Below are 13,003 nucleotides of genomic sequence, written 5' to 3' on the forward strand. Positions count from 1 at the left end.
GGGGGACCATCCGAAGGATGGTGGAGGGGCGGCTGCGGCTACCCCAACCACCCGTCACGCCGGCGCAGGCCGGGGTTCGGCTTTTTGGCTCACACAAAGCCACAAAGCCACAAAGGGGGCGGTGCTCGGATTTATATTGAAACCCGCCCCGATCTTGAGCGAGGGGATGAGGCGGTAAATCGTTTAGGTAATCGCCGATTTATCCTACCACTGCCGTGACTATACTGAAGTTGTCTTCAGGGCCTCTTGCTGTGACTTGAGAAATTATATTTTCAACAATTTCTTGAGCATTGTTTGCACTTTTGAAAAGAGGGATCATTTCTCGTAACTTCAATATCTCATGAATTCCATCCGATACAATCGCAATTTTGTCACCAGGTTCTAGGTCATAGTTAAATTCATCAATGTATGGGGCTTTCTGAGATCCTAATGCATTATCGAGAATGTTTCTGCGAGGATAGTTTTCGTACTCGGTTTTTGATAGCTTGCCTGACTTAAATAATCGGAACGCTTCGGTGTGCTCCTGAGTAAGTCGAATGATCCCATCTTTTCTCTGCAGGATGCATCGGGTATCGCCAACATGCGCGCCGCTCAATTTTAAGTCGCTGACTGCAGCAATGGTGGCGGTCGTTCCCATGGATCGCAATTTCTCGTTTTGCGACTGCACGCTCCTTATCTTATCGTGCGCGCGCTTCAGCACTTCTGCAAGTGCAGAGGCACTTGCTTCTTTGCACGTAAGGGCGATCGTAGCCACGATGCCTGCGGCCTCGGCGCCACCAAGGTGACCACCAAGTCCATCGGCTACGCCAATCAGGCGAAAAGTTGACGACTGCAAATCGATGACGCGATCTTCGTTTTGAGATCGGGGGCCGCGATCTGTGTAGTGCGCGAACGAAGTCACCCGCAGATACTCTCTAACGCATCGACGATTAGTGGATGTAATCCCGTTCGACTCACTCCGATTGAACTTTCTAGGTGGTCGACCGTTGAGCAGATTTCTCCTCCAGTAGCTTTCAGCTCGACAACGAACCTCTTGGCTAAGGCGGTCTCCATAGTAGGTCCGGATAGTCGCATGAATTTTCTTTCGACGTACCAGCGGTTGTGCGCCGTACCCATCTTTAGAAGCGCCAACAAGCATTCCGCTTGTAAAGCTAAATCTCCGTTTCTGAAAAAGCAGGAAAGTCGGTCTGCTAAGACATCGCAGTAATCAAAATTAAACGAACCCTCGGCTACCCAAGATGAAAAAATCAACCCAATTTGATTTGATTTCAAAGGATCTATTTTATACATTTCGTCAATATTATCGATTGTTATTCGACGGAAAAGGAGATTTCCATCGTTTGTATCTAAATTATCTTCACAAAAATCTGCGATCTCATCAATAACTTTTTTGTTAATATCTCCGTTCTCGAGAGCTTCGATTAAGTTTACCGTATCTGCATTCTCTGCTGGGGGTAGCTCAGCGTCGATGGAAGCCAGCACGTCCCGCACAGCTGCTACAGACTTGAAGCGTTTTTGTGGAATGCTCCGCGTGCAATTCCGAAGCAGCGGGCCGAACGGAGTGGTTTCCTTGATTTCTCCACAAGGTATCCGGTCTTCTGCGCCGACAACGTCATGCATGATGCATCCCAAGGAATAGATATCAGTTGCTGCGCTAGCGAGGCGCAAATCCTTGGTAATCTCTGGGGCCGTGTAATAGTCAGTACCTTTCGCCATCCCAGTATGCGTTAACGCTGATAGGCGTGAGTCGTTAAGTGAAACGAAGCCAAAGTCGCTAATCGCGTAAAATGTTTCCCCATCTTCATCTTCGAAACGTAGGACATTTTGTGGCTTCAGATCGCGATGGTACATTTCCATAGAGTGCATTTCGTTTAGGCCTGAGACGATGTCAGAGACGACAGAGAGGAGTTCTGCCTGCGTCACAACTTTATTTGCGATGTCTTTTTCTAGCGTCGAGACGGCCACAGGCATAAGATAGGAAGGCGCTTCGCCCGCAAGATCCACGCCAACGATTGGTACGATATGGCGATGGTTTATCCCGGATTGTAGCTGCGCCTCTCGAATAAAGCGCTTTCTGACATTCTCGATCAAATCGGGCGGCAGTTGCTGGGCCACGGAGAAGCGTTTGCGTGCGAATCGCTGTCCTTCCCCATCTTCCACCAGTTCAACGATGCCGAAGCCGCCACTCCCAAGTGTTTCGATTACCTTCATGCTTTTGCGCCCCATTCCAAGTTCGTTATCGTCACTACTCAACGAACAATCCCCTGACAAATTCGTACCACGAATCCGTCTCAAGTGCTCTGCTCCGCGAGTCCCCCTTTCCTACACCCCACCCCCGACATACCCTCCCGCGCAGGCGTCAGCCTGCACGCGCAGGCCTCACCCCGCGCCCGAGCTCTGCGCTCGCTCTCCGGCTCCCCGCTCGCGGGCCATGCGCAAGCGCCTCGGGGCGGTGGTGAGGGGGTGCGCCTGCGGGGGCGGGGCGGTTTGCTTGTGCTTTGGTGACGGCGCCCGCGCTTGTGGCATCGCCGCCACGGCGTCGGTCGGGGGCGGGCAGGGCAGAGGGGCAGCAGTGCACGGCCCCGCGGCAACACGGCCTCAACCCCGCGTGAAACATTGAAAATCACGCGATAACAGGGCGCTAGGCGTGAAACATTGCTCCGCCAGCCCGTTTTAGACCCCCTTTAGACCCCTGTTAGACCCCCGCTACTCTGCCGGCAGGGCCTCGGCCCCGGCGAGCCCCTCGGCCCGCTCGATTTTTCGCGGGGAGGGCCTTGCGACCGGCGCTTCGGCAAGGCTCCACCCCGCCGCCAGAAAGCTCCGCCGCTCCAGCCCCGCATGCTCGCCCGCGGGAAAGACATTGATCGCGGCAAGGCAATCGGGAACCATCAGCGCCACCCCGCAATCCTCGGGCAGGGCGGACAGATCGACGTGATACCGCCAGCGATCCCGCGCCACCTCCTCGCGCCGCACGGGCAAGGGGGCGAAGGTCGCGGCATCATGCGCGGCGATATCGGCAAAGGTGATGCCGTTGATCACGAGCACCTCGAAACTCAGGCGGTTCAGGGCCTTGGTGCGACGGATGGCGAGATCGCTGCGGCGCGAGGGGCCGGCCCAGTGGCCCGGGCCAATCGCCGTCGGCTCGGCCGGATACCACCCCTCGCGCAGCCACACGCCGCTCGTGCCCCGGCGGAACACCTGCGAGGCGTTGGCGGGGTAATTCCACGGCGCGCGCTGCTCCGCCACCGCCGCGGACCACGCGGCAAAGCGGCTCTGCGCATATTGGTAGAGCACGTTGTCGAGCGCGAACAGGCCGATGCGGGAACGGATCGCAGCCTCCAGCGCGGGGAGATCGACATCGTCGGGCGGGGCGTGGTTGGTGGCATAGGCAGGCTCCGCCACACGCCGCCCGCTCTCGACCTCCCACAGCGGGACAAAGGCGTCGATCCGCGCGGTCGGCACCAGCCAGCGCACCTTGTCGAGGATCGCGGGCAGGTGGCGCGAGGCGGTGTGCCAGATCCCGAGGCGCTGCTCCTCCAGCCCCAGCGGGATGAAGGCCGAGAGCAGGTAGCGCGTCTGGAAGTCGGCGAAGAAGTCACCGAAATGGTCGAAAAACGTGCCCGGATCGAGCTCGCGCGCTGCGCGGGACAGACGACGGTGCGGCTCGCGGCGGATGTGGCGGTAGTTCGAGATGATCTGCGCCACCGGATCGCGCACCGTCACCAGCAGGTCGGCAATCCGGCGTCCGGCGAGCAGTTCGCCGGTGACATGCGCCTCGACGAAATCGTGACGCTTGAGCACCTTATCGAGGGCGGCGCTGTCGTCCGGAAAGGTGAACTGGTCCTGCTGCAAATGGGCGCGCCCGGGCGGGAAGGCCGAGGCCAGCCGGCGGGCCAGCGTCTGGCCGCCGGTCTTGGGAATATGCAGATAGAACACCGTGTCTCGCTCCCGTTGCGCCCCCGCCGCCATCCTGTGTCTGGCCGCCGGGGATACCTGCGGCCACTAGGGATGAGTCCTGAACGGAGTTAGCTTTGTAAGAACAATCAGGAGCCTAACGTGGGCGAGGGCGCTTTCCCTTCGGCCGCTCAGGCGCGGGCAGGGGCGGGTTTCCGGTGTGCCAGCGTGATGAGGGCAAAGACCGCCGCGCCCGCCGCGATCATCCACAGGAACGCGCCCGGCACGCCCATCACATAGTCGAGCACCGTCAGCACCAGCAGCTGCGCGATGATCGCGCCTGTCGCGGCCCGTCCGGACGCCGACCACCGCGCCAGCCCGACGATGATCGGCACCGCCAGCACAGCGGCAATCGCTCCGGCATCGAGCACGAGGTTGCGCAAGGATTCCCCCTGCGCCGCGACCAACGCGGCCACCGCCGCAGCCCCCACGGTCGAGGCTCTGGCAGCGCGCAGCATCGACAGCGGCGAGGCGGCGGGGTTGATCCGGCGATACCCGCTTTCGGTCATCACCGCCGACACCGCCAGCAACGCGGAATCGACCGAGGACAGGATGGCCGAGACCAGCGCGCCGGTGAAGATGATCAGCAGCCATGGCGGGAACAAGGCCTCGGCCAGGCTGGGCAGATAGGCCTCGTCCGCACCCAGCGTCACGCCCAGAACCGGCGCCAGTTGCGGCCCGAACAGACCGAGGCTCACCGGGATCAGGCCGACCGTGAGGTAGATCGCCGCGCCCAGCATGGCCCCCTTGCGCGCCACCTCGGGCGAGCGGGCGGCGAGGGTGCGTGACAGCGCCTCCTGGCTCACCATCGTGCCGGCGATCGGGATCAGCCACAGCTCCACCCGGTCGATCCAGCTTTCGCCGGGTGCGGTGAAGCTCCACGCTGTCGGCGGGGCGGCGGCGAGCATCGCGGTCACACCGCCCGATGCATCGACCATCAGCGCGAACAGCACGCAGATCGCGGCGATGATGATCGCGCCCTGCACGATATCGGTCACCACGTCGCCCGCCAGCCCGCCGAACAGGGTATAGGTCATCACCAGCAGCGTCGCCCCGATCAGCGCGGTGGTGAAATCGAGGCCCGATGCGCTGGCGATGATGGTGGCGAAGGCGAACAGCTGCGCGGCCGACCAGGTGGTGGCCGACAGGGCGATGACGATGGCGGCCAGCCCCTCGGTCTTCGGGCCGAAGCGGTCGCGCAGGAAATCGGCGATGGTGATGAACCCGCCGCTGCGCAGCCGGTAGGCGAAGAACAGCGCGATCGCGAGGATGCCGATGGCATAGGCAAAGGGTTCTGCGCGGGCGCCGGCAAGCCCGTCGCGGGCGACTTCGCCCGAGGTTGCGATCAGGCTTTCCGAGGCGAACCACGTCGCGAACAGCGACATGCCGACCGCGCCCGTCCCGAGGCTGCGTCCGGCGACGAGGTAATCGGCATCGGATCTTGCCCCGCGTCCGGCCCACACCGCCAGCGCGATCTGGGCGGCGACATAGAGCATTATCAGTGTGAGAGTGATGGCCGTATTCCCCCGCAGACGCGCTGGCGGCGCATGCCGTCAGGATCGTGTTTGCAGGAGACTAACTAGCTGCGGGAGAGGCGTGCGCAAGAGGCCGTTGCAGGTGGCCCGCGCGCGATCAGTCTTCGATCAGCGCCAGTTCCACCGTGGCGTGGCCGCGGGCAACCATGCCCAGTTCGTCGGCAGCGGCGCGGCTGACATCGATCAGGCGGCCGCGGGTGAAGGGGCCGCGATCATTGATCCGCACCACCACGCTTTTGCCGTTGGCCGGATTGCGCACCCGCACAAGGCTGCCGAAGGGCAGGGTGCGATGCGCCGCTGTCATGGCGTCATTATCGAATACCTCGCCGCTGGCGGTGCGGCGGCCATCGAACTTGGCAGCGTAATAGGATGCGCTGCCACTGCCGAGCACGGTTTCCTGCGGGGCAGACGGGGCTTCGGGCGTCGGGGCAGGGACAGTGACGTCTGCCGAAGGCTGGAGCGGAACAAGCTCGATCACAGCCGCGCTGGCAGCCGGTTCGGCCCGCAAGGCACCGGCATCGGGCGAGGCCGCACTGGAGGCACCAAGCGGCGCCAAACCCAGCAAAGCGGCGATAACCGCCGATTGCAGGCTGATGGCACGCAAGGCCGGGATGCGATTTTCCCTCCGCATGGCGCGGCGGATAGGTCGGGATGCTTACCGAAAGCAAACCGGGCCTGCGTTTCATCGCCGGTGATGCGCGTTTGCGGCACGAAGCGCCCCTCAAATGCGGCGAAACGATGGCGGTGGTTGTCGTGCGATAGGGGGAATTGCGGATTTCTGATGACCACGACTCGCAGAGGCGCGATGCGATGGCGGGGTATCCGGAGGCAACGGCGCAAGGGTTGGCGCAATGCAAATGGGGCCGGCATTGCTGCCGACCCCACTCTCACCGGCGTGTGGATGACCCTCCGCTAGCGATGCTTCCGGCGAACCTTCAGCTCCGTTTGCTCGCGGGCCATGCTTGGCGCCCGATGTCTAGCCTCTTGCTGCCTGCGTCTTGCGACCGGCCTTGCCAGAGATTTGTCACCGGCGCTCGCGCCGGCATCCGGCTTTCGCTCCTGCCCTGCCGCGTTGCGCTTCTGCCCGAAGGCTGCCCGCTTTCCGCTGCCATGCGCAGTCGCCTGGCCGAGGTCTTGTCCCTTTAACCGGCTGAATTGCGACGGGTTGGGGGCTTTCGCCGTTCCGCTGCATTTCTGCCTGCCCAGGTTCCTGACCTGTCCGGTGTTACCGCGTCGCGCTCTTCTCAAACGAGCCTGCTTGCATTTGGCCGCAGCCTCTTGCATGCCGTCTCTCGATGAGCGCGGGGACTGGTTCCACCGCCATCCCTGGGATCAAAACCCCGGTAACTTCAAGGCCTTGCGGCTTTTCGTTCCGGTTGCTTCGTGTCCCGAAGACAGGTTCAAAGTGCGCCTGAATCGGCGTTCTGACAACAACCGGAAGCCCGAGTTTTCCACTTTCAAGCAACTCGCCTGTGGACGAGGGTGGATAAGTCAACGCTTCGTCGCATTCAGCGCGACGCGAGCCCATCCCGGGAACCACAAGGCCGCCGCATCACCGGATCATAGCCTCCACGCCGCCGCGACGCGCGCGGCGACTCGGTGTTTCCCACCGGAAATGCGATCAGGCGTCGCGGTTGCGGCGCGCGAGCAGACGCAGGCGCAGGCCGTTCAGCTTGATGAAGCCTTCCGCATCCTTCTGATCATAGGCACCGGCGTCGTCTTCGAAGGTGACGTGCGCTTCGGAATAGAGCGAATAGGGCGATTTGCGGCCCACCACGCTGGCCAGCCCCTTGTAGAGCTTCAGCCGCACGGTGCCGGTCACCTTGTCCTGCGAATGGTCAATCGCGGCCTGAAGCATCTCGCGTTCCGGCGAGAACCAGAAGCCGTTGTAGATCAGTTCGGCATAGCGCGGCATCAGCTCGTCCTTGAGGTGCGCGGCGCCGCGATCGAGCGTGATCTGTTCGATCCCGCGATGTGCGCGGGCGTAGATTTCGCCACCAGGGGTCTCGTACATCCCGCGGCTCTTCATACCGACGAAGCGGTTTTCGACCAGATCGAGCCGACCGATGCCATGCTTGCGGCCCAGTTCATTGAGTGCGGTCAGCAGCGTGGCGGGGCTCATCGTCTCGCCGTTCAGGGCGACACCGTCACCCTTTTCGAAATCGATGGTGATGTATTCGGGCGTGTCGGGCGCGTCTTCGGGATTGACCGTGCGCGAATAGACGTAGTCGGGGGTTTCCTGCCACGGGTCTTCCAGCACTTTGCCCTCGGACGAGGTGTGCAGCAGGTTCGCATCGGTCGAAAACGGGCTTTCGCCGCGCTTGTCCTTGGGGACCTGGATCTGGTGCTTTTCCGCCCATGCGATCAGCGCGGTGCGGCTGGTGAGATCCCATTCGCGCCACGGGGCAATCACCTTGATGTCCGGATCGAGCGCATAGGCCGAAAGTTCGAAGCGCACCTGATCATTGCCCTTGCCGGTCGCGCCGTGGGCGATGAAATCGGCGCCGGTTTCATGCGCGATCTCGACCAGCCGCTTGGAGATCAGCGGGCGGGCGATCGACGTGCCGAGCAGGTAGTCGCCTTCATAACGGGCATTGGCGCGCATCATCGGGAAAACGAAATCGCGCACGAATTCCTCGCGCAGGTCTTCGATGAAGATGTGATCGTCGGCAATGCCCATGGCCTTGGCCTTGGCACGGGCGGGTTCGATTTCCTCGCCTTGCCCCAGGTCGGCGGTGAAGGTCACGACCTCCAGCCCGCGCTCCACGCTCAGCCACTTGGCAATGACGCTGGTATCGAGACCGCCCGAATAGGCGAGGACGACTTTCTGGGGTTGGGCCATGGTGGGGTTCCTGATATGAAAAGGCGCGAGCGCCGGTCGCAGCCGCTCCCCGCCTTGTCAAGCATTCTGGCCGAGCAGATAGTCCCGCGTGACCGGCAGGGCATGACGGCTGCGGATGTACTGGATCTGGTAATTGCACATGCTGCCATGTTCGAAGACTGTCGCAGCTCCGGCGAGATAAAAGGTCCACATCCGGAAAAACCGCTCGTCATGCATGGCGATGATCGCATCGCGGTGGGCGAGGCAGTTGGCATACCAGCAGCGGATCGTCCTGGCGTAATGCAGCCGCAGCGTCTCGATATCCGAGGCGATCAGGCGCACTTTCTCGCTGGCGGCCAGTGTTTCCGAAAGGGCGGGGATATAGCCGCCGGGGAAGATGTATTTGCGGGTGAAGGCATCGGTGGTGCCCGGCCCGCCGAACCGGCCGATGGTGTGGAGCAGCATCACGCCGTCATCCTCCAGCATCCGTGCACAGCATGCGAAGAAGGTGTCGAACTGCGCCCGGCCCACGTGTTCGAACATGCCGACCGACACGATCCGGTCGAACCGGCGGCCCGAAGCGGCGGTGTCACGATAGTCTTCGAGCAGGATCGTGACCCGGTCGGCCACGCCCGCTGCCTGCACCCGCTGCCGGGCGAGCGAAGCCTGTTCTTCGGACAGGGTGATGCCGGTGACATGGACATTGTGCGCCCTTGCCAGATGGATCGCCATCCCGCCCCAGCCGCAGCCGATATCAAGCACCTGCTGTCCGGCGGTCAGCGCCAGCTTTTTCGCGATATGCGCCAGTTTTGCGCCCTGCGCTTCGGCCAGCGTGGTGACGCCATCGGCCCAATAGGCGCAGGAATACTGCCAGTGTTCACCATCCAGCATCAGCGCATAGAGATCATTGCCGATGTCATAATGGTGCGCGACATTGCGCTGCGAACGCACGCGGTTGTTGATCTGTTCGGCGGCAAAGCCGGCGCGGCTCACCAGCCGTTTGATCGTGCCGGGCCGGACCAGATCGCCGCCCTTGTCCCACGCATTATTGGCGCGCAGCAGGCTGACGAGGCCCATGACATCGCCCTCCTCGATCAGCAGGCGGCCATCGATGAAGGCCTCTGCCGCGCCAAGCCGCGGGTCCATCACGATGTCGCGGGGCACGCCGGCATCGGTGAAGCGGATCACGATGTCGGGAAATCCTGCCGCTGCGGTGCCGAAGGTGGCAGAGCTGCCATCGGCAAACACCACGCCAAGGCGGCCCTTGCGCACGGCGCGGGACAGGAAGCGATCGAGAAGGGGTTTGCTCATAAGGCGCCTTTCTTCGTTTTCCGTGCTAGAAGGATAGCCGCAACGCATGCCTGTTCAAGGGCGCAAGGGGAGGGCTGACAGCATGGCAGAGGCCAAGACCACCATCACCGACGTTCCGGTCGAAGCGTTCATCGCTGCGGTAGAGCCGCCGGCCAAACGCGCCGACGCCGAAGTGCTCGACGCGCTGTTCCGCCGGGTGACGGGCGAGGTGCCGAAGATGTGGGGGCCGACGATGATCGGCTACGGCGAAGTGCGCACCACCTATGAGAGCGGGCGCGATGTGCACTGGATGCGCACCGGCTTCAGCCCTCGCAAAGCCAAGCATTCAATCTACCTGATGGGCGGGTATTGCGATGCGGAGACGGGAGAGAAACACGGTGACGCGCTTGAGCGGCTGGGAAAGCACTCACGCGGCAAAAGCTGCCTTTATGTCAACAAGCTGGCCGATATCGACCTTGCCGTGCTTGAGGAGATGATCCGCAACGACTGGCAAGAGATGAACTGGCGCTACCCGGCCTAGGCTGCATCGACATCCAGCCCTGACGGCCTGCAAATGCCCCGCTTTCCGGCATTCCGGTGCTCACGGCCAGAAAGGCCGCTGCGCTCCGGGTCCGGAAATCGCCCCATTTTCGGCGCGTCATCATCTGGATGTCGATACAGCCTAGATCCCCGCATACCACTGGTAACCGGCGAGATCCTCCCAGAACCCGCCCTTGCCGCCGCCAATATCGTCGAAACTCGCCACCGCCTCGATCGCGGTGAGAAACTTGGCGTGCTTGTAGCCAAGCTGCCGTTCGATCCGCGCCCGTAGCGGGGCACCGTTCTTTTCGGGCAGGGGTTCGCCGTTCAGCGCGTGGGCAATGATGGTCTGCGGGTGATAGGCATCGACCATGTCGATGCTCTCGTAATAGTCCCGGCCATAAAGGCGGTCGGCACAGCGGAACACGATGAACCTCGCATCCTCGCGCACGCGGGCGGCATCGAGCAGGGTCGACAGCTGCGGCCCCGTCCATTCGCCGATGGCGCTCCACCCCTCGACACAATCATGGCGGGTGATCTGGCTGCGCTGCGGCAGGGCGCGCAGATCGGCAAGGGTGAAGAACAGCGGCTGTTCCACCAGCCCGCCGACGGTCAGCACCCAGTCGGGAAAGCCCTTGGCCAGCTGATCGCGATACGCCGGATCATCCACCGTCAGCGAGCCATTGCCCTTGAAGGTGGGGGAACGGTCTTGCGGCGCATACTCGGGCGCAAGCGCCTGCCGCCCCGCCAGCGTGCGGTGTGCGGTGCGGTGCCAGCTCTCGGCAGCGTCGATCAGGCTCTGGGTCGCCTCGCTGTCGTTGATCTTCGCGCAGGCACCGACGCCCAGCGCAGCGATCCCGGCGAGCAGCGAGCGGCGGGGAAGGTCAGGCATGGCCGCGCTCCTCGCCGGGCTTGCCGCCGGTGATCATCGCTGCGATCAGCCGCCAGTTGGCCAGCGCCAGCACGATGTGGATCACGAAGAAGCCGAACAGGCCCCATGCGGCCACAAAGTGGAGCGAGCGGGCGCTCTGCCGTCCGCCCAGCGCCTCGACCATCCACGGCGCGGCAGGTTCGAACCCCGGGCTGATCGCAAGGCCGGTGACCACCATCAGCGGCAGCAGCACGCCGAACACCATGCCGTAGAGAATGCGCTGCACCGGATTGTAGCCCCCGGCATCCGTCGTATGGGAATTGAGCGAGGCGATCATCGCACCCGGCGTCCAGTCGCGCGGGGTGGTTGCAAGGCTGCGGCGGAAATGCCCGTTCGCCAGCATCGCGATCCAGATGAACAGCAAGCCGATCGCGAAGGGCCACGCCGCCAATATGTGCCAGTCCCTTGCCACGGCGAGGTTGTAATGCTGCGGGATCGTGGCCCAGGCGGGGAACTTCGCCACTTTCAGCCAGGCATCTGCCGGATCGAAGCCGTAATTGCCCCAATAGAGGTAACGATGGGCGTTGGAGATGTTCAGCCCGCTCATGAACAGCACGATGATCGCGCCCGCGTTCACCCAGTGCCACAGGCGGGTGGAGAGCGCGTGCTGCTTCATGCCCCGGCGGCCTCGCGGGCGAGCCAGATCACGTCGCGCGGCTGGTCGAGCAGGTGCTGGCCGCTGTCGATGAACAGGCTCTCCCCGCTTTTCAGCGCGCCGCTGGCGAGGAACAGCGCGGCATCGGCGATCTCGCCAGCGCCGGTCTTGCGGCCCAGCAGGTTCATGCGGTGGGAGACATCGGTCTCCTCCTCGCGCTGGTCGTGGCTGGCAAGGATCGCGCCGGGGGCAAGGCCATAGACCCGCGCTCCGGCGAAGGCTTCGGCCTTGGCCATCATGCCGATGGTCGCCGCCAGCGCGTGCTTGGCCATGGTGTAGCTGAAGAAATCGGGGTTGGTGTTGGCGATCTTCATGTCGGTGACATTGATCACGCTGCGCACGCCCCCTGCGGCGGCGGCATGGGCGAGAAAGGCCTGCGCAAGGCGGGCGGGGGCAAGTGCGTTGACCTGCATCGCCTCCCGGTTCGTCTCAGGATCGAGCGCGGTTACACTGTCGTAATCGAATACCGAGGCCGAATTGACGAGGCAGCGCCATTCGGGCAGCCGCGCCGCCAGCGCGGTAACGGCGGCTACGGCGGTGTCATCGTCGCACAGGTCGAAGCCGATGGTTTCGGCAGAGGGCAGGGTCGCGGCCAGCGCATCGGCCTGTGTGGCCGAACTGCGGTAATGGATCACCACATGCCAGCCGGCAGCGGCAAACCGTCGGACAATCGCTGCGCCGATACGGGTCGCCCCGCCGGTCACGAGAACGGCGGGGCAGGTCATGGAATATGCATGTGTGCTGGAGCCATGATGCCAGCGCTAACAGTGAGCGGGCCGCGCTTCAATCGGGGAGCTACACGCGGCCCGATTGCTGTCAGTGCGGCATCAGCGGCAACGCAGCTCTCCGCGATCGATCTCGCGGCCGATCAGACCGCCGCCAATCGCGCCGAGCAGGGTGCCGGCGGAGCGGTCACCGCGGGTGTCGATCGTGCGGCCCAGCAGCGCGCCGACGCCTGCGCCGATCACCAGACCGGTGGTGCCATTATCGCGGCGGCAGTAATAGCGGTCACCATCGCGCCAGATGCGGTCATTGCGCGACAGGCGGCGCGGTTCGAGATAGCGGCCGCGATCGTCATAGATGCGGTCCTTGGCGCGCTTGCCCCAGGCGGGGGCGTGGGGCGGCGGATCGGCCTGGGCCGGGGTCGCCAGCGGAAGGGGCATGGCTCCGGCGGCGATGAGGATGGCGATCTTCTTCATGGCAGGTCCTTTCGGTTTGTCTGCGTGATGGAGAGGTCCGGATGCTGCCCGATGTTACCGGGCAGGCAAAGCGCAGGG

At 63.2% G+C, this 13,003-nt stretch carries 12 protein-coding genes; 1 reads left to right on the plus strand and 11 read right to left on the minus strand.

Annotation, left to right across the window (positions count from 1 at the left end; translation table 11 throughout):
• Positions 1-199: 199 nt before the first annotated feature.
• The 7 genes from ACU0AG_RS03370 to ACU0AG_RS03400 form a co-directional block, all read right to left on the minus strand.
• Positions 200-901, minus strand: a complete 702-nt coding sequence (locus tag ACU0AG_RS03370) for a PP2C family protein-serine/threonine phosphatase (RefSeq protein ID WP_482780854.1) — start codon at positions 899-901, stop codon at positions 200-202.
• Positions 898-2,211 (minus strand): serine/threonine protein kinase, encoded by a 1,314-nt coding sequence (locus ACU0AG_RS03375; protein ID WP_482780855.1) that lies wholly within the window; start codon positions 2,209-2,211, stop codon positions 898-900. Before ACU0AG_RS03375 ends, ACU0AG_RS03370 begins: the two co-directional genes overlap by 4 nt.
• A 495-nt stretch (positions 2,212-2,706) precedes the next feature.
• A complete protein-coding gene (locus tag ACU0AG_RS03380; protein WP_482780856.1) occupies positions 2,707-3,936 on the minus strand; it encodes a sulfotransferase family protein in 1,230 nt (409 codons plus the stop codon).
• A gap of 149 nt (positions 3,937-4,085) precedes the next feature.
• Positions 4,086-5,450: a sodium:solute symporter family transporter gene (locus ACU0AG_RS03385; RefSeq protein WP_482780857.1), complete on the minus strand. Its 1,365-nt coding sequence runs from the start codon at positions 5,448-5,450 to the stop codon at positions 4,086-4,088.
• A gap of 136 nt (positions 5,451-5,586) precedes the next feature.
• Complete coding sequence (locus ACU0AG_RS03390; RefSeq protein WP_482780858.1) at positions 5,587-6,120, minus strand: septal ring lytic transglycosylase RlpA family protein; 534 nt, start codon at positions 6,118-6,120, stop codon at positions 5,587-5,589.
• A 990-nt stretch (positions 6,121-7,110) separates the two neighbouring features.
• Entirely contained in the window at positions 7,111-8,331 is a 1,221-nt protein-coding gene (locus ACU0AG_RS03395; RefSeq protein WP_482780859.1) for an argininosuccinate synthase, read from the minus strand.
• Positions 8,332-8,388: 57 nt separating this feature from the next.
• Positions 8,389-9,621: a class I SAM-dependent methyltransferase gene (locus tag ACU0AG_RS03400; protein ID WP_482780860.1), complete on the minus strand. Its 1,233-nt coding sequence runs from the start codon at positions 9,619-9,621 to the stop codon at positions 8,389-8,391.
• Between the two features lie 46 nt (positions 9,622-9,667).
• Here ACU0AG_RS03400 and ACU0AG_RS03405 point away from each other — a divergent pair, with 46 nt between their 5' ends.
• Entirely contained in the window at positions 9,668-10,141 is a 474-nt protein-coding gene (locus tag ACU0AG_RS03405) for a DUF1801 domain-containing protein (RefSeq protein ID WP_482780861.1), read from the plus strand.
• Between the two features lie 141 nt (positions 10,142-10,282).
• Here the strand turns inward: ACU0AG_RS03405 and ACU0AG_RS03410 are convergent, their stop codons facing one another.
• From ACU0AG_RS03410 to ACU0AG_RS03425, 4 genes are all read right to left on the minus strand, one after another.
• A complete protein-coding gene (locus ACU0AG_RS03410; RefSeq protein ID WP_482780862.1) occupies positions 10,283-11,032 on the minus strand; it encodes a molybdopterin-dependent oxidoreductase in 750 nt (249 codons plus the stop codon).
• Positions 11,025-11,687, minus strand: coding sequence for a cytochrome b/b6 domain-containing protein (locus ACU0AG_RS03415; protein WP_482780863.1), 663 nt, complete (start codon positions 11,685-11,687; stop codon positions 11,025-11,027). The genes ACU0AG_RS03410 and ACU0AG_RS03415 overlap by 8 nt, the downstream gene beginning before the upstream one ends.
• Positions 11,684-12,451: an SDR family oxidoreductase gene (locus tag ACU0AG_RS03420; protein ID WP_482780864.1), complete on the minus strand. Its 768-nt coding sequence runs from the start codon at positions 12,449-12,451 to the stop codon at positions 11,684-11,686. Before ACU0AG_RS03420 ends, ACU0AG_RS03415 begins: the two co-directional genes overlap by 4 nt.
• Before the next feature lie 102 nt (positions 12,452-12,553).
• Complete coding sequence (locus tag ACU0AG_RS03425; RefSeq protein WP_482780865.1) at positions 12,554-12,925, minus strand: glycine zipper 2TM domain-containing protein; 372 nt, start codon at positions 12,923-12,925, stop codon at positions 12,554-12,556.
• Positions 12,926-13,003 lie beyond the last annotated feature (78 nt).

The organism is Erythrobacter sp. RANMB8 (assembly GCF_056848235.1).